The sequence below is a fragment of the Ruminococcus flavefaciens ND2009 genome (assembly GCF_000621785.1).
Classification (GTDB): Bacteria; Bacillota; Clostridia; order Oscillospirales; family Ruminococcaceae; genus Ruminococcus; species Ruminococcus flavefaciens_C.
Map to the genome: position 1 here is coordinate 765277 of NZ_KK211346.1, position 17977 is coordinate 783253.

General features: G+C 49.1%; 10 protein-coding genes, 1 tRNA gene and 1 rRNA gene. 6 read left to right on the top strand and 6 right to left on the bottom strand.

Annotated features, from left to right (window positions below):
* The first annotated feature begins 48 nt into the window (after positions 1–48).
* Both T488_RS0110385 and T488_RS0110390 read left to right on the top strand, forming a co-directional pair.
* Positions 49–2592 (top strand): DUF4832 domain-containing protein, encoded by a 2544-nt coding sequence (locus T488_RS0110385; protein WP_028520740.1) that lies wholly within the window; start codon positions 49–51, stop codon positions 2590–2592.
* 202 nt (positions 2593–2794) lie between these two features.
* Positions 2795–4177 carry a cellulase family glycosylhydrolase gene (locus T488_RS0110390; protein WP_037297720.1) on the top strand — a complete coding sequence of 461 codons (1383 nt, stop codon included), beginning with the start codon at positions 2795–2797 and terminating at the stop codon, positions 4175–4177.
* A gap of 41 nt (positions 4178–4218) precedes the next feature.
* Here the strand turns inward: T488_RS0110390 and T488_RS18805 are convergent, their stop codons facing one another.
* The 4 genes from T488_RS18805 to T488_RS0110410 form a co-directional block, all read right to left on the bottom strand.
* Complete coding sequence (locus T488_RS18805; RefSeq protein WP_028520742.1) at positions 4219–7113, bottom strand: family 43 glycosylhydrolase; 2895 nt, start codon at positions 7111–7113, stop codon at positions 4219–4221.
* Between the two features lie 36 nt (positions 7114–7149).
* Positions 7150–7524 (bottom strand): bleomycin resistance protein, encoded by a 375-nt coding sequence (locus T488_RS0110400; RefSeq protein WP_347496311.1) that lies wholly within the window; start codon positions 7522–7524, stop codon positions 7150–7152.
* A 155-nt stretch (positions 7525–7679) separates the two neighbouring features.
* Complete coding sequence (locus T488_RS0110405; protein WP_028520744.1) at positions 7680–10805, bottom strand: carbohydrate binding domain-containing protein; 3126 nt, start codon at positions 10803–10805, stop codon at positions 7680–7682.
* A gap of 476 nt (positions 10806–11281) precedes the next feature.
* A complete protein-coding gene (locus T488_RS0110410) occupies positions 11282–12736 on the bottom strand; it encodes a DUF6937 domain-containing protein (protein WP_028520745.1) in 1455 nt (484 codons plus the stop codon).
* A 115-nt stretch (positions 12737–12851) separates the two neighbouring features.
* Here T488_RS0110410 and T488_RS0110415 point away from each other — a divergent pair, with 115 nt between their 5' ends.
* The 4 genes from T488_RS0110415 (at position 12852) to T488_RS18810 (ending at position 17652) form a co-directional block, all read left to right on the top strand.
* A complete protein-coding gene (locus T488_RS0110415; RefSeq protein WP_028520746.1) occupies positions 12852–13499 on the top strand; it encodes a TetR/AcrR family transcriptional regulator in 648 nt (215 codons plus the stop codon).
* Between the two features lie 9 nt (positions 13500–13508).
* A complete protein-coding gene (locus tag T488_RS0110420) occupies positions 13509–14897 on the top strand; it encodes an MFS transporter (RefSeq protein WP_028520747.1) in 1389 nt (462 codons plus the stop codon).
* Positions 14890–16518, top strand: a complete 1629-nt coding sequence (locus T488_RS0110425; RefSeq protein ID WP_028520748.1) for a glycoside hydrolase family 36 protein — start codon at positions 14890–14892, stop codon at positions 16516–16518. The genes T488_RS0110420 and T488_RS0110425 overlap by 8 nt, the downstream gene beginning before the upstream one ends.
* A 381-nt stretch (positions 16519–16899) precedes the next feature.
* Positions 16900–17652: a ComEA family DNA-binding protein gene (locus T488_RS18810; RefSeq protein ID WP_028520749.1), complete on the top strand. Its 753-nt coding sequence runs from the start codon at positions 16900–16902 to the stop codon at positions 17650–17652.
* An 85-nt stretch (positions 17653–17737) separates the two neighbouring features.
* Here T488_RS18810 and T488_RS0110435 read toward each other — a convergent pair.
* Together T488_RS0110435 and rrf are read right to left on the bottom strand one after the other, a co-directional pair.
* Positions 17738–17811, bottom strand: a tRNA-Ile gene (locus T488_RS0110435).
* A gap of 47 nt (positions 17812–17858) precedes the next feature.
* A 5S ribosomal RNA gene (gene rrf, locus T488_RS0110440) occupies positions 17859–17975 on the bottom strand.
* Between the last annotated feature and the right edge of the window lie 2 nt (positions 17976–17977).

Consider the following 17977-nt stretch of genomic DNA (forward strand, 5'->3'; position numbering starts at 1 on the left):
GCTTTCACGCGGTGGAAGCGCCTGTTCTTTAACAGAAAGGAAAACACTATGAAAAAACTCATCTCATCAATGCTTACCGCTTCACTTCTCCTCTCTGCAATGCCTGTGATACCGTCTGCGGCTGCTGAGAACGAAATGGCGGACAGCGGCATAAACTACACCGAGTCCGTAGAGACTATACAGAACCCGGGCGCAGGCTACACCAATACGGTATGGGCAGTATGCAAGCCGGGCAGTACCCCTGTTTACAGTCCCACGGGAAGTCTCGTTCTCTTTTTTATCGACATCGGAGCCTTCTCCTCGGGAATGAACGGCACCACCGACGCGGACGGCAATTATACCGAGGGCAAGGACTACGACCTGGACGAGACCTTCTTCAATTCATGGCGCCGGACCTTTGACAATTGCCGCAAGAACGGCTGTATGATAGCTGTGCGCTTCCGCTATGACGCCAACGGCAAGGATGATCCCGAGCCCGCCGACTTCAATCAGGTACTCGCCCACATAAAGCAGATAAAGGAGAGCAGGATACTCTCTGACAATGCGGACATTCTCGCCTATGTGGAAAGCGGCTTCGTTGGAAAATGGGGCGAACAGCACGGCGGCAAGTACACCAGCGTTGACTACAAGGTAAAGCTGCTGCAAGCCATGCTCAATGCGGTTCCCAAGCCTGTGCCCGTAACTGTGAGAACTCCCGATACCTTTGCTCAACTGATGGGGCTGAAACGCTCCGACCTGGCAGATGAACAATACTACAAAAAGTATGACTTCTCCGGCAGAGATGAAGTTGTTGATCCTTTTCCCTGTATACTCGACCTGGACCGCGTGGGACTTTACGATGACGGCTATATGGGCAGCGACAGTGATCTGGGTACCTACGCAGACCGCGAAAAAGAGACCGAATGGCTCAGCCGCGTCACTCACCACACCTACTTCGGCGGCGAATTCTCGGGAAATATCGACTATGCCAAGCAGTTCGACACCTACCTCCCCGAAAACGCGATCCCCGAAATGTACAAGACCCGTCTCAGCTACATAAACAGCAATATCTTCCAGCTTTACAAGGACTACACCTTCGGCAGTGAGTATGACGTGGAGGGCATTGATAATTCCGCATACTACGGTCAGACCGTCTTTCAGTTCATACGCGACCATCTGGGCTACCGCTTTGTAGTAAGGAAGGCTGAGAATACTGCAAAAGCCCTTCAGGGCGGCGACCTGAGAATGAACTTCTCCCTGGAAAACACTGGCTTCGGCGAGGTGGTCTTCCCCACGACGCAGTCCGTTATCCTTGAAAAGGACGGCGTGATATACAGTACCAACGTCAGATTCAAAAATGACACGGAATGGGATACTGAGAGGCATATCGACAACGATATTTCCATAAAGCTTCCCGACAATATAGCAACAGGCGATTGGAACATCTACCTGAGAATAACTCCACAGGTCCAAACCGGTACCAACTTTTACTGCACTCCCCCTCTGTATCCTAAATACGGTATCAGATTTGCCAACAAGGGCGTGTGGGATCCTCAGCTTGGCGCTAACCGCATGGGTACCGTAAAGATCGAAAAGTCTGACAAGCACGGCACTGATAACGATATGTACCAGAAGAACATTATACTGGGAATTCAGAGCGGTGTTGCTCCTGGTACCCTTGACGGTGTGACCATAGCCGACGGCACCATGTCAAATCCCCGCGAGTGGAAGGAAGATAACATTATAAAGTCCGCCGAGGGACAGTCCATGTCTCTGAAAGCTGATGATAACGCTATATACGTTATGGGAAAGATGTCCGACGCAGCCGCTGCACCTGTGTACAATCTTGAGGTCTACAGCGGCGGTGAGCGCTACTGGCTCTACTACGCCGATAACGGATTTATCTACTTCAATCATGACTCCTATGCAGGCTGCCAGTGCAAGTGGAAGGACGGAATGGTAGAGTTCAGGGTGCCCTTTGAGGTCATGGGACTAAAGCCGGGCACTCCTGTCGACTCGGTACGCCTGTTCCTCCAGGACAGTGCCAACGACTGGAAGCTGCTGGGAGATATGACCGCAAAAAACGTGGAGATCCCCGCAGCTATAACTACATACACAGCGTACCACGATCTGCGGATAAAGGACTCCGACAGCCTGTTCCTCTATGTGATGACAGGCAGAAGCGACCTCAGCTTCCGTTGGTATCATGACGGTGAGCCCATTGAAGGCGCCACCGCTCAGAAATATATCAGGGACGCTCCCGACAGCACAAGTGTGGGCAAATACTCCGTTAAGGTGACAACTCCCGAGGGTATAAGCTCCATGATGGATATAGCCAACCTCCTTGAGGTAGTTTCTGCCTCCCCGCAGTCATCGGAGCTCCGCGGCGATACAAACTGCGACGGGATAGTAGAGCTGGCAGACGCTATACTCATAATGCAGGCGATCTCCAATCCCGATAAATACGGCGACAACGGCTCCGACCCACACCACCTCAAGGCTCAGGGACGTATAAACGGTGATGTTGCAGGCAGCAAAGACGGTCTTACCGTCAATGACGCTCTGGAAATACAGAAGAAGCTACTTGGACTTATAGAAGATTTTGAAGACTGAATTCATGGTGCAGCGTCTGCTGCACCATGTTTTTATATACCATAGGTGCAGTTTATATGTGTATATTCATATATATAGCAATTTTTATACTCAATTCACAAGAATTATATTAAAATTATGTTGCATTTTCGTGCTGGAAGTGCTATAATGTTCTTGGGTAACTAAGTTCGTTTACAGGGATATTAAAAATGGAGGAATTTTTATGATCAGAAAAATTATATTCACATCTCTCTCTGCCGTTATGGCTGCTTCTCTTCTCGGGAGCTATTCGGCGGCAGACACAAGGGCTGCACAGCCTATGCGCGACATGACGACCATGGAGATAGTCAATGACATGGGAATAGGTATCAATCTTGGAAATACCTTTGAATCCTCGGGTGACTGGATAGAACAGTGGGGCGACGGCACACCTAATGCCTACGAAACTGCATGGGGAAGCCCCACTGTTACCGAGGACCTCATCAAGGGATACGCCGCAGAGGGCTTTGACTCACTGCGTATCCCCGTTGCATGGTCCAATATGATGTCAAAGGACGGAAGCTTTGCTATCTCAGATAAATACATGGCGAGGGTAAAACAGGTCACAGACTGGGCGCTGGACGCCGACCTCTACGTTATCGTGAACCTGCACTGGGACGGTGGCTGGCTTGAAAAGCTCCCCACCGATCACGACAATGTCATGAAGAAGTACAATGCTATCTGGACTCAGGTAAGCGATGAGTTCAAGGACTACGGCGACAAGCTTATTTTCGAGTCTCAGAACGAGGAGCTTGGCTGGAACGATGTGTGGAACCAGTGGAGCGGCAGCACCAACGGCAAGGCTGAAAGCTTCGGCTATGTGAACGAGGTGAACCAGAGCTTCGTTGACATCGTCAGAAAGTCGGGCGGCAATAACGCTAAGCGTCATCTGCTCATATCAGGCTACAACACCTCCATCGACCTGACCTGCGATCCCCTGTTCAAAATGCCCACTGATCCCGCAGGACGCTGCGCAGTATCGGTGCACTACTATACTCCCTCCACATTCACTATCCTCACCGAGGACGCCGACTGGGGCAAATCAGCCTATACCTGGGGCAGCGACGCGGAGCTTGCAGAGCTGAAGCAGCAGATGGACCTTGTCAAGACCACCTTTGTGGACAAGGGTATACCCGTTATCATCGGCGAGTACGGCGCTACCAAGGACAACAAGGACCCCGAGTCTGTCCGCCGCTATCTCACATCGGTATGTGAAGCAGCTCTTTCAAGGGGCGGTATCTGTCCTGTAATGTGGGACGTTACCGACCTCCACTATGACAGAAAGACCTATAAAATGAAAGACAATGAGCTCCATAGTAATCTTCTTGCACTGAAAGAAAAATACGTCACAAAGACGCCCGTTACTACTACGGAGCCTGCTCCGTCAAAGCTCATGGGTGACGCCAACAAGGACGGAGCTGTGAATGTTTCCGATCTTGTAACGGTACAGCAGTTCCTCCTTGGCAACGGTGACCTTGCCGACTGGGAGGCAGCCGACCTATGTCAGGACACTGAAATAAACATCTATGACATAATCCTCCTGAGAAAACTGCTTATAACACAATAAAAAACGGACCTGCTCCACACTGATGTGAAGCAGGTCTTTTTTTATCCCACTACGATATTTACCGTGACGTTTTTATTCTGTGGAGCAAGCTCCGCCTCATCGCTGAGGTTTATAACGGGATCACCGTTTCCGTCAAATGCCACACGCTTTATGCGGGTATGTCTGCACGGATCGTAAAGGGGATCCTTGTTGTAGGTACCGCACTTCTGATCCGAGTGAGATGAGGGACGAGCGTGGTAAACTATGAGCAGATTTCCTTTCTCGTCCTTTACGAAGCAGTTGTGTCCCGGACCCGACTGACCGCTGAGGTCAGCGGTCTGGAGCACAGGATAGCTCAGCTTCTTCCAGCTGTTTATATTCATAAGGTCGGCGTTTATATCCGCTTCCATTCTTCCCACGCAGTACTCTGAGCCCGTACCCGAAGCCGAGAAGAACACATAGACCTTATTATCGGTCTTGAGAACTGCTGCCCCCTCGTTAACGCGGTTATTCACCAGCTCCCAGTTGTACTCGGGCTTGGTGAGCATAATGGGCTTGGAAATGAGCTTCCAGGGCTCTGAGGGATCTATCTCCGCCATAAACAGGGAGGAGTCGCCCTTTATCTCCGCCCAGATAACATAGTGCTTGCCGTTGTTTTCAAAATAGGTCATATCCAGTGAGAAGCCTCTGAATGACTCAGTGTCTCCTGAAGAAGCCTGCATCTGACCGCACTCCGTCCAGTTTCCGTTATATGGGTCACCGTCGCACTTGAGCACATAGGGACGTATCGCCCAGATGTTGTCGCTGGCACCTGCCGCAAAGAACATATACCAGGCTCCGCCTATCTTGTGCATTTCGGGAGCCCAGATATGCTTGGAGAGTATACCGCTTGAATGAGCCTTCCAGATAGTCTTTTCCTCTGCAGAGGCAAGTCCGCCAACGGTATTGCTGCGTCTGAGGATAATGCGGTCATAGCCCTTATCCACGCTGCCATAGGCAGGATAAGAGGCTGTGAAGTAGTAATAGCCGTCCTCGCCGTCAACGATATAGGGGTCGGCTCTTTCGTTTATAAAGGGATTTGCGTAAAGCTCCGAGCTGGACTTCACCTTTGCCTGAGCCTGATAAACTCCCGGCTGAGAGGTGTCCACCATATATGAAAGCCCTGCCCAGTCAAAGCTCATATCACAGGTGCCGCCGTCGGAGTACTCCGCTGTGAGGAGCCTTGGCACTTCGGACATATTCTCTCCCAGCCCCACATTTACATTCAATGATCTGAATCCTGTGTTCAGCGTAGTGAGACCTGCGGAGGGATAGGCGTTTATCAGTGCCGTATACTGGTCCGCATTTATCGGTATAACATAGCCGTGACGGGGAGTGAAATTGAAGCTGTAATTGCCCTTGCTGACGGTGGTGAAATTGGTAAGGTCGGTGGTCTCCTGCATAACGTAATAGCCGTCGCCGTATGCGTCGGACATCATGAGCCACTTGTCCTGACCTATGAGCTTGTAGATGTTGGGCCCCTCAACGCCAAGACTGCCCTCTGAGACCTGTTTTATCTCGGTATAGGGACCGCTGGCGTGATCGGCAGTTGCAAGGTAAATGCGCTTGTTGGTCTCGTTTTTGTAGTACATATAGTACTTTCCGCCCACATTGATTATATCAGAGTCAATGGCGTCATTGCCGTTCTTAGGCGCAAAGAGGAGCTGAGGCTCGGTGTCCAGCTTCTTCATATCCTTGCTGTAGGCGTAGTACATTATCGTCCTGCTGTCGCGGTTCGGGACTCTTGCCGCAAAGTATATCATATAGGACTCCTTCTCGGGATCGTATATCGCCTGGGGAGCCCATGCACGGTCAGCGCCTTGCATAAGGGGATATTTGTTCGCTATCTCAATGCTGGTCTCGTCGAACCAGTGTACCAGATCGGTAGACTTTGCGCTGAGCAGATTCCTGTTGCTGTTCCAGCCCAGTGAGGACTTCATATCCGTAGCCAGCAGATAGTAGAGCCCGTCCTCGCCTTTGAAAATGTAGGGATCACGGAGACACTCGGTACCAACACTGGACTGCCATACAGCCCTTCCGCCGTTGAGGGCTTTGAAGTTGTAGCCGTCGGTGCTCACCGCATATGAGAGTCTCTCCTGCTCGGGAGCATTTCCGAGGAAGTAGGCAAAAAGATAAGCAACATCGGGCTTTTCCGTAGAGATAGTGCTGTAGGTCTGTATGTCCGCAGCATTGCCAAGCATGAACTGACTGAGCAGCACCAGATCGGCAGCATTGACACTGCCGCTGCCGTCCATATCGGCTATGGCAGCCATAGTATCGTCAAAGCCTGCTATGACGCCCTTCTGCATGATAGTCCTGTCGAAGATGTCAACGGAGCCATCAAAGTTAAGATCGCCGCGGATAAAGCTGTAGTCGCCGCCAACGGGACGGATATAGAACTTCTGTCCCTCGCCTGCCCAGTAGTCCCACTGGTCGATATTGGCGCCGTTGTCGTGGCTGATGTCGTATACGTCAAGGGCAGCATTTCCCGAGCACTCGCCAGTGATATAGTAGGCGTCATCGGTCCTGTGGAGGATAAAGTGCTGAGCAGCTGTGTCCTTGTATTCCGAGAGATAAATGTTGTTTCCGTTGGTGGAGTCCCCGTTTTCTACGGTCAGGGCAAGACTTCTGTCATTACCCGAGAGTATGCAGCATTTTCCGTTCCCTGCACTCTCGATATGCCAGACCTGAGAATTGTCCCCCAGCTTTTCCCACTGGTGGACGTTTCCGTCGCTTGCAGCCGTTATGTACTTGCCGCTGAGACGCACCATGATCGTATAGTCTCCGCCGCTTATGACCTCGCCGAAGCTGTCAGCGTAGTCGGCGGACACCACCGCAAAGGACTGTACAGGCGGACAGGCTGCGGCGACCAGTGCCGCCGTGTTTGCCGCTGCAAGCACTTTTTTTAGTCTGTTCATCTTCAAAACCTCTTTTCACGAAAAAATATTTATACTTCAGTCAGTAAATCTTAGCAGATAGCCATCAGGATCCTGCACCAGAAACTCTTTCTGAACGATGTCCTCATTACCGCTTCTGTAGCGGCTGACCTTTAACTCTCTGAAGGGGCGTATCCCCGAATCTGAAAGCCGTTTATATACAGCCTCCACATCAGATACGGTCATTTCAAAATTAATTCCGCGTCCGAAAGGATATTCAAGCTCCCCCACTTTCCAGTGACCGTTTTCCTGCTCGAACATCATCTGTATACCCTCGTATGAAAGGAAAATAAATCTATCCTCGGGTCTTTCATATTCTACTCTGAATTGCAGCACTCCCACATAGAAATCCCTGGTCCGCTCAATGTCAGCAACTGTCAGTTCAGGTATCATTGCATTAAACTTCAATAAGTCACCCCACAATTATCAATTATACTCTAAGAACATTTTATCTTATTTTCTCCGAAAAATCAATAGTTTTTTGTGCTTTTTCATATCATTTGGCAGAAAAAAGCTCCGACGTAAAGTCGGAGCTTTTAAAATATGTTTTACTTGATGAGACCCATGCCCCAGATGGTGAACTGTCCGCTTCCTGTGATGGAGACATCGAGCTCGCCTGTGGTATCCTGATAGTAGCCAAGCTCTGCGTCAGGACCGCCCCATGTGTACTGCTTGCTGCCGTTGACCTTTGTGGTCTTGCCGTTTACAGTAACATTGATGCTGCCCATACCTGAGCTGTTAGCCTTGAATACGATGATAAGGCCCTTGCCCTGTGCCTTGAAGGTCATAGGACTTCCGCCGTTGAGGGTGTATGAGTAGTTCAGTGAAGGACTGCTGTTATAGCCCATTCCCGATGTCCATGAACCTGCGTTGAAGCCGGTCATGTTCTTGGGATTGATGTTTACGCAGTCAGCGTACTCGAAGCCGTAAACTGCCTTAGAGGGCAGAGTATATGAGCTTGAACGGTTCTCGGTCTTCATAGCCTGACGGAAGAAGTATCCGAGACAGTCAGCGATGAGCTGTCCGCCCTTCTGATGAGGATGATACTCGTCAGTGTAGTAATCGCTTGCCTTGAGGAATCCGCTGTTGAATGCCTTTGTAAGAGCGTCGTCCATACTGATAACAGGAATGTCGAAGTTCTTACCGATGGGGTACATCTGGTTCTGGCTGGAGAAGCCGCCCTGTGCCCTTGTGATAAGTACGATAACAGCAGGCTCGTTGGGAAGGTCAAGGAACTTCTTGATACAGCTCTCGAAGCACTTCTTGTACATGATGTCCTCGTGGTCGTTTACTGAGAATTCCAGGAAGATGATGTCGGGATTCTGAGCAACTATCTCCTGCTCGCTTCTTACGAGACCTACAACAGATGAGGTACCCGAAAGACCTGCGTTGACTTCCTTGAAGCTGCCCTTTGCGAAGGTATTCTTTACATAGTTGGAGAAAGGTGTTGTGTAGTTCTTGCCCTCGGTGATAGAGCCGCCCAGGTAAGCTATTGTAAGAGGATCGCCGTTTTCAGCGCCTGCAAGCTTCTTGTCAAGTCTGTAGGTGTTGCCCATGTGCTTGATTGAGCTCTTGTAGAAGTCGATATACTGTGAGGAGGCTGTCTCCTGATATGTATCCCACTTTGAGTCGTATTGAGGCTCGGGAGGGATAACTATCTCGGGCTCGGGCCACTGTGTGATCTTGCCGAGAATGAACTTCTGAATGTTTACAAGGTCTGCCACCTCGAACTTGCCGTTCTGGTCAACGTCGGCAGCCTTGAGAGTTGAGCCTGTGAGGTTTCCTGCGATGATGCCCTTTCTTGCAGCGATCATATCGAGAGAATCAACTGATCCGTCGAAGTTCACATCGCCCAGTATGACCTGCTTTGGAGGCTCTGCACCCTTGATGACTGTACCTGCGGGAGCTCCCACAGCCTCGTCAACAAAGAAGCTGATATAATCGGAATCGTTTTCGTCAGTCTCTACGTAGAGCTTGAGGTCTGTTGCGCCTGCGGGAATGGTGTAATTTGTATTCGCAAGCTGCATCCACTCTCCCTTTACAGCCTTTCCTGCGGCTATCTGAGCATACTTTGTCTCGGTGCCGTCGGAGTACTGGAGAGAGAGCTGGAAGCCCTGCTCGGCAGGACCGCTGTCATACCTTACGTTTGCAGCAAAGCTGAATTCATTGCCGGATGAGAATGTTCTTGAGCTGAGAGACTTTGAAGCACCGTTCCATGTAGCTGTTCTGCCGGAAACATTGATGGCGCCTGTACCGTCCATGCCCTTGCCGGCAGCCACCTCAATTGTTTCGCTTGCTCTGCCGGTCCAGCTGTTTGTGGAGCTGTCAAAGGTATCGTGGAAGTAGTATCCGTCATCGTCGAGGACCTGTGAGGGATCCTGTCCGCCGCCCTCGCCTGAGAGAACGAATGTAGTAACGCTCTCTGAAGGAAGTGTAGCCGAGAAGCTTGTTCCGCTTGCTGAGAGCTCATTCTTCTTAAGGTTTCCTGAAGCAGATGTTGTATAGCTGTCAACATATGAGAGAGTCTCTCCGCTTGCCATCTGGAATTCCTGATTTACATTGCTCTTATTCTTGTTGATAGCAACAATAGCGATAGTTCCGTCTGTATTCTTGTATGCAGAAACGAGAACGTTGCTGTTGGGCTGCTCTGTAGCGCCGATACGAACTGCGCCGGGGCGTACCCACTTTGAATACTGAGCCATGCAGTAACCGCGCTTACTGATCTGACCGTTCTCCTTCATAGGACCGTATGATCTTCTGATGTACCACCATACATAGGCGTTCATATTGCCGACAACGAGTCCGTTGTGGATATTCTCGGAGACCTGTAATGCCTTAGGATACTCGTCTGCGTCGGAGTTTGAATCAGGTACATAGACCTCAGTCATCCAGATGTCCTTTCCGCAGTTTTCAAGTGCGGGGAAGTCCATATCATTGCGGCTGGTGCCGTAGAAATGAGTACCGAAAAGGTCAGTATTTGCAAAAGCCTGCTGGTTTCCGAGAATACCGTTATAGATGTCCTTTCTGTACTGGAAGCTCTCAGGTGACATGAGCTTGGCATTTGTGCCAGCTGTTACCTGCTTACCGTAGTTGGCGATGAAGCTTACAAGGTCGCTTGTGCTCCATGCAGTCCAGTCCTTAGCGTAGTCGGGCTCATTCTGTACCGATACGGAATAGAGGTCGATGCCCTCCCCCTCCATGTACTTGATATAGCTGTTGAGATGTTTTGCATAGTCGCCGTACTGGTTCTTGTTGAGTACATATCGGCTGCTTGAGCCTGCACTTCTCATGCTTGCGGGAGGATACCACGGAGATGCGAATACCGTAGCTCCCAGAGCCTGAGCGCGCTTAGCGGTGGGAACAGCGTTTTTCCATGCGTTTGAATCATCGCTGATGTAGATACGCAGGATAGTGAGACCCATTTCGTCCTCACCGTTTCCGAATGCCTTCTGCACCTGTGCATCGGTCATATCGCCCTGTGAGATCCACTCGGGAAGATTGATGCCTCCGAAGCCTCTGATTGTCTGGTGTATGTCGGTGGTATCGATAACCGCTGCACCTGCTGCTGAAGCTTCAAGAGATGAATTTCCGGAAAATACTGCTGTGCTTGTGAACAGCAATGCCGCAGCAGTTACAGCAGACAGCATTTTTCCGAAGATCGTTGTTGATTTCATTTACATCACTCCTTTATAAAATCAAATTTCTCCATTATTATTATACCGTGCATAAAATAATAAAACAACCTACTTTTTACATATCGGGTGGACAATCCGAAGATACGCAAAAAATCGGCACTTCGCACATCTTGGAGCTGCAAGATTTGTGCGAAACTAACAATGGAGAAATTAAATTAACGCATCGGTATAATTTAATCAATATGCACACAAATGCACATTAAAACTTGAATTAATTATAACTTATTTCCAATAAAAAGTCAAGAAAGATTCCTGCCGCAATAATAGCACTTTTGTGCTGAAAAAGCCCGCGAAAGTCCCCTGAAACAGGCGATTCCGCGAGCTTTTCAACACAATATCAATAATTGCGCACTTTTGACCAAAAATTGCTTAATTATATTTTCTGTATCGGTGATACGTGCTTTCCGCTATACTGATAACATTATTATTACATATCCGCTTAAAGCACGATAGTATCACTTATCAGAACCGACTGCAAGCTCTACCGCATGGTATGCTCCGTCATAGATCCCCGCCTTCCTTGCAGTGATGATATGCTTGCACATCTTCTCGATAATGTCGCCGCCCTTCTGTATCATGTCTATCATTGCGATGGTCTCGGCAGGAGTGGAGCACTCATAGGTGCCGTCGCCTATCTCCGCAGCACGGATAGCTCCCCACGCCTCATGACCGCCTACACGCTTTATCATCAGCTTGGGTATGGGATAGAACGCCAGCTCACTGGGCTTGGTTATGAGTATGTCGCTGCACCTCATGAGCAGGTTTGTGGAGTAAACCGCCGCAAAAATATCCGAGTGGCAGAATACGTGGATACCGCTGACTTCCCTTTCATACACCTCTGAACAGAAACGCTGGGTCTCCTTGAAGTCGTCGAAATGCTCATGAAGGACCGGCTTCATCTGCGGTATCTCGGCGAGAAGATCGCGCCACACCGCAGCATGATCCCCCACATTTATAAACAGAGCTGCCCTTCCTGCCTTTATTTCGGGCAGGAGCTTGCGGATAACTGCCGCAAATATCTCCTTCTGTGCTCCTGCACCGCCTACGGACATGAGCCAGCGCTTGGTCTTGCCGCCTGCCGCCCTGTATACGCGCTTTATGCAGTCTCTTTCGATGTTAGACACCAGCTCGTGGTCGATGTAATGTCCTGTGTAGACAATAGCCTCCTTCGGCATCGGCTTCAGCTGGCGCTTCTTGTCCATACCTCTCAGGGCACGGTAGCCCAGATATGAGGACGGAGTCTGCACCGTATGGATAGCTCCCTCAGAGAGGTGAAGTCCCATAGGCCAGTTATCGGGAATGGCGTTCACCACATGGGTGAGTCCTGCGTGTACTGCCGCCTGTGAGGGCCACACATGAGTTGCAACAAATGGTATATCCTTCGGTAGATCGCGGAATACGGGCGTCATCAGCTCTGCGGTCTTCTGGTCTGAGCTGTTGTAGGTCAGCTTTCTGAACCCCTCGCTGTTGAGAGGCTCCCAGACAAGCTTGTTGAAAAGCCCGAACCTCTGGGACAGCCGTGAGCCCAGTGAATATAACTCATTCTGCTCTGCGATGATCTTTCCGCAGGCTGCATCCTTAAAGGAATGCAGGTCGAACCAGTAGGGCTCATAGCCCATTGAGTGCGCCGCAGAGGCTATCGCCATGGATATGCGGTAGTGCCCGAAGCCCATGCGTATATTTCCGATCACGAGACTTTTCCCGTCAAATCTGCACTCGCTGCTGTCCGACAGCACAAGCTGCTGTACTCCGAGAGTCTTTCCGATAGCGGGTGCAGGCTTTGGAGCGAGATGATAGACAGCGTCCGTGTCATCTCCGTACTTGCGGATAAACTTAGCCTTGTTCTTCACTGCCTTCTTATAGGCACGCTCAGAGATCTCGTTTTCAAAAATAAATTTGGATCTGTCCATAAAATCGCCTCCAGACTCTTGACAAAGTTCGTGAAATATGTTAAAATTATTCAAAAGATTGATAGATTGTCTATCATTTGATATATAGTCTATCACAAAAAAGGAGGTTTGTCAAGTGGAAAATGAAATTTCTCACGATAGCTTAAAAAATAAGCGGTATGAGAAGGCGGTTGAGGTTAGTGCCCAGCTCTTTCTCAAAAACGGTATCGACTCAGTAAAAATGACCGACATCGCTGACGAGTGCGGTATCGGCGTTGCTACTCTCTATCGCTGGTTCGGAACAAAAAACGGCATCACCATCGAAGCAATGACCTATATGTGGAATGAACTCAATAAGATGTTCAGCGGCATATTCGAGTCCGAGGTCTTCCTTTCACAGTCGGGCATAAAGCAGCTCAACGACCTGATGAGAATGTTCATCGTCCTCTACGAAGCTCACCCTGGCTTCATGCGGCTCCTGTCCGAATTTGACCTCCTTCTCATTTCAGAGGATATACCCAAGAAGGATCTCAAGGAATACGAGCGGTCTATCATCAATTTCTACCCCGTATTCGAGAACTCATACATGATGGGTATCGCCGACGGAACTGTCCGCGAGATCCCCGATATAAGGATGTTCTACCTTTCATTCGCACATACGCTCATGGAACTCAGCAAGAAGCTCATTCAGGGAGAGCTCCTCCCCAATGACGACTTCTCCCACGCTGAGGAGGAATTAAGCATGATAATCGAGGCTGCCGTTTTCTTTCTCAGAAAGGAATGAGGTGTCTTTATGTCGACGAAAAAGACTGCGACAAACAAGGTTTTATGGATATTCGCCATCGGTCAGCTGGGCTGGTCCCTGCTCTCGGGCATTATCGCCAACTGGCTGGTGTTCTTCTATCAGCCCAGCCAGGAAGAGCTTGACAAGGGTCAGCTCCTGTTCATACCTAAGGGAACTTTCATCGGTCTCACCGCCATCGGTATCATAACTGCCTTCGGGCGTATCTTCGACGCAGTTACTGACCCATATATCGCGGGAAAATCCGACTCGCTGAAGCATAAGCTGGGCAGACGCATACCATTTATGCGCTTTGCGGCTGTGCCCTTCGGTATAGTAACTGTCCTCATGTTCGTCTCTCCATTCGGCGAAAAGAGTATGGGAAATGCAGTATTTCTCTTTGTCTTTGCAATGATGTTCTACTTCTGCATGACCTGCTACTGCACCCCCTATAACGCTCTTATCCCCGAGCTGGGAAGCACTCAGAACACAAGGATAAATCTGTCCACATTCATTTCCGTCACCTATTTCTTCGGAACGGCTATCGCCTATCTGGTGCCGAATATTGCAGGATTTTTCCTTGAAAGTCTCGGCTATGCCGCAAGCTTCAGAGTGACTATCGCTATACTGGCGGCAGTTGCAGTCATCTGTATGCTGGTGCCTGCGTTCCTCATTGACGAAAACGAATACGCGGACACTACTCCCAGCAAGAGCACGGCGTTCAAGTCTCTCCTTGCGACCTTCAGGAACAAGGACTTCCGCATTTTTGTCTGCTCGGATATACTCTACTGGATAGGTCTCACCCTTTTCCAGACAGGTCTGTCCTTCTATATCACTGTACTTCTGGGACTGGGCTCTGGCATGACATTCCCCCTGTTCGCAATAATGACAGTGGTATCCCTTGCCTTCTATCCCCTAGTCAATATTTTCTCGAAGAAAATGGGAAAGAAAAAACTCATAGCCTTTGCATTCCTTTTCTTCTCATTTGCATTTCTCGTTACAGCCGCCGCAGGTCTCATCGGTATACCTGCTATGGTATACGGCGTTATCATCGCTGTTCTGGCAGCTGTACCCATGGCGATACTGGGTATTCTTCCACAGGCTGTTGTGGCTGACATCTCTGAGGCGGACAAGCTGGACACAGGCGAGAGCCGTCAGGGTATGTTCTACGCTGCACGAACTTTTGCATTCAAGCTTGGACAGTCCCTTGCAATGCTCATGTTCACAAGTATCGCCCTTATTAACAGTGACGCCGATAAAGGCAGCAGCGGCTACGGTCTCGGCTACAGACTTACTGCTATACTGGCTGCGGTCCTCTGTCTGATGGGCGGACTGGTATTCCTGCGCTATAATGAAAAGAAAGTCATAACCCGTATCGAGGAGGGCAGTAAAAATGCTTAAATTCAAATCCCTGCAATTTCTTTACAAAGATGGCGACGACGACTTCATGGCTATCACCTCAAGCTCCCTCAGGAATGACCGAATGGAGCTGAGTATATCAACAGAAGGCGATGTTTTCTCTGTCACCGTCAGCTCCAACAAGGAAATAACCATAATGAAGATACTGGCGCTCTTTGAGTACGATTTCTCCGATGATGACAGGATATTCCTCAACGGCTATCAGTCCTGGACCGACTCCGTTGAGCACAGTGTAAGTGATAAGATGCACGGTATCAGCCATATTCCTTCGGCTATCCGCAACAAGTACGCCTTCTCACAGTACGGCGACTACAATTTCAGCTCCTACGGGGACGATATGCACGGCTGGTCCTATGGCTATATCCGAAATGACGGTAGATACTGCTTTTTTGGCTCTCTTGCCGAGCAAAGTGGCTTTACACAGTTCATCACAGAGACTGACAAGGGCTTTATCTGCGCCCAGAAGGACTGCGAGGGACTGACTATAAACGGCGAATGGCAGGCGCTCAGGCTCTATATCACCGAGGGAAGTGAGAAGGAGGTATTTGACGGCTACTTCTCCGCCCTTGACATAAAGCCCCGCACAGATAAGCCAATTTTCGGCTATACAAGCTGGTATGACCACTATCAGGACATAGACGAGGAGACTATAAGGAACGACCTGATCGGTCTTAATGCCCTTACCCTTAAAGCCGATGTTTTCCAGATAGATGACGGCTGGCAGACCGCAGTCGGTGACTGGCTATCAGTGGACAAGAACAAGTTCCCGAAGCTGATGAAAAAGACCGCCGATGATATAAGAGCAGCCGGGCTTACTCCCGGAATATGGCTTGCACCCTTCGTCTGTGAGGAGGACTCTGAGCTGTTCAGGAACAACAAGGAATGGCTCCTCCTTGACAGCGATAACGGCTATGTCAAGGGCGGCTCAAACTGGAGCGGATTCTATGCACTTGATATTTATAACCCTGAGGTGCGGGAGTACATCAGGTTCGTGATTAACACCATCGTCAATGAATGGGGCTACAAGCTGCTGAAGCTGGACTTCCTCTATGCTGCCTGCATTATCCCCCGTCCCGATAAGACCAGAGGACAGATAATGTCTGAAGCTATGGATTTTCTCCGAGAATGTGCAGGTGACGCACTTATTCTCGCCTGCGGGGTTCCGCTGGCTTCTGCCTTCGGAAAGGCGGACTACTGCCGTATAGGCTGCGATGTAAGTCTTGACTGGAACGATAAGCCTCACATGAGGCTCATGCACCGCGAGAGAATAAGCACAAGGAACTCCATACTGAACACGGTTTTCCGCAGACAACTCAACGGGCGCGCTTTCCTCAGCGATCCGGATGTATTTCTTCTCCGCCCCTGCAATAATTCACTTTCGGACGAGCAAAAAAACTGCCTTGCAGAGGTGAATTCAATGATGGGCAGCGTACTCTTTACCTCGGATAATTTCTATGACTACACCGAGAAAGAGATAAAAGAGCTTTCAAAGATAATGAAGATAAGAGATGCCAAGATCGTATCAGCTGAGCTTGACGACGATTTTCTCACACTCCGCTTCATCGTCAGCGGAAAGAAATATATCAAAAGATATCCCATGTAAAAAGAAAAGCTGATCTCTCTAAAGGCGGTGCTTATATAGAAGTTTACGCGTAATTATGGGGGAAAAACCTTTCTGAGGAAAGGTTCTTTCCCCCATACCCCCTTTTCCAAAGACTTTTGGCTGGTTTTTATCAGGACAGGGCGCCTTAAATATAATAAAAAGGCATATATTATCAAGCGCCCTGTCCTGATAAAAACGAAACAGAGTCCTCGGAAAAAGAATAAAGGGAAGCACTTCTCTCAAAGAGCTTCCCTCAATATCACCCGTAAACCTTCTGTACGAGCGTCGCCTTTATGGGGATCAGCTTTTTTAAGCATATATATGTCGATTTTTGTTGATTTTTGTCGGTTTATATGCTATCATAAGTACAGAGGTGATATTTTGAAGGATAATAAATCATTTGGAAAATATCTGCTCTATTTCATTTGTTCAGCGTCAGTAGTAGGTGCAGCCACCTTCTACTTTCATGCCAGTGATACAAAGAAAAACACAACTACTGTTATAATAGAACCCTACACTGATGAAACTATTACGGCTTCTACTGAAACATTCGAGCAAACCGTTACACAAAAAACAACCAAAGCACATAAGACTACAACTACCAAAACTGCTGCAACAAGACCCGCGGAGACTACTTCCGAGTTTGTTTTTATAGATATAAACTCCGCAGGAGCAGAGGATTTTTCTAAACTGAAAGGTATCGGCACCGTCCTTGCCGATGAGATCATAAGCTACCGAGAAAACAACGGAAGTTTCCGAAATATCGAGGAGATAATGAACGTCAATGGTATCGGTGAAGCTATATTTGCCGATATTCGGGAGCATATCTATGTAATTGAACCAATTTATGACGTCGAAGACGATAACTTCAATGAGGAGCCCGCTGAAAACGAAGCAGAGATCCCGGCTACAGAGTATATCATTACTCTGGAGGAAGCTGCGCCAATTGACATCAACTGTGCAGATATTGAAACATTAATGCTTCTGCCTCATATTGACGAAGACACTGCTCAGAGGATCATAGACTTCCGTGAGCAGAATGGCGGTTTCAAGAATACCTATGAGCTTCTTCTGATCGAAGGTATAAGCAGAAATGAAGCCAATGAAATACTTGAATTTGTCACGATCGGATAGACTCGGGACTGTTATTCATATGTCTGATTGCAACGATCATAATAACAAAATAAAGCCTCACTGCAATTGCAGTGAGGCTTTTCAGTGGGCCATTAGGGACTCGAACCCCAGACCGTCCGGTTATGAGCCGGATGCTCTAACCAACTGAGCTAATGGCCCTTATAACATTAATCGGAAGCTCTGTAAGCTTCCGATAACGTATATAATGTCGGCACTGATTTAGTTTCCCGGGCCGTCACCAGCCAAGTATCGTCAACGTGAATGAGCTTAACTTCCGTGTTCGGAATGGGAACGGGTGTGACCTCATTGCCATAAGCACCGACTA

What these genes read in the sequence shown, in the direction of transcription:
- T488_RS0110385 (WP_028520740.1), top strand. Translation starts at nt 49, where the DNA reads ATGAAAAAACTCATCTCATCAATGCTTACCGCTTCACTTCTCCTCTCT.
- T488_RS18805 (WP_028520742.1), bottom strand. Translation starts at nt 7,113, where the DNA reads ATGAACAGACTAAAAAAAGTGCTTGCAGCGGCAAACACGGCGGCACTG.
- T488_RS0110420 (WP_028520747.1), top strand. Translation starts at nt 13,509, where the DNA reads ATGTCGACGAAAAAGACTGCGACAAACAAGGTTTTATGGATATTCGCC.
- T488_RS0110405 (WP_028520744.1), bottom strand. Translation starts at nt 10,805, where the DNA reads ATGAAATCAACAACGATCTTCGGAAAAATGCTGTCTGCTGTAACTGCT.
- T488_RS0110400 (WP_347496311.1), bottom strand. Translation starts at nt 7,524, where the DNA reads ATGATACCTGAACTGACAGTTGCTGACATTGAGCGGACCAGGGATTTC.
- T488_RS0110390 (WP_037297720.1), top strand. Translation starts at nt 2,795, where the DNA reads ATGATCAGAAAAATTATATTCACATCTCTCTCTGCCGTTATGGCTGCT.
- T488_RS0110425 (WP_028520748.1), top strand. Translation starts at nt 14,890, where the DNA reads ATGCTTAAATTCAAATCCCTGCAATTTCTTTACAAAGATGGCGACGAC.
- T488_RS0110410 (WP_028520745.1), bottom strand. Translation starts at nt 12,736, where the DNA reads ATGGACAGATCCAAATTTATTTTTGAAAACGAGATCTCTGAGCGTGCC.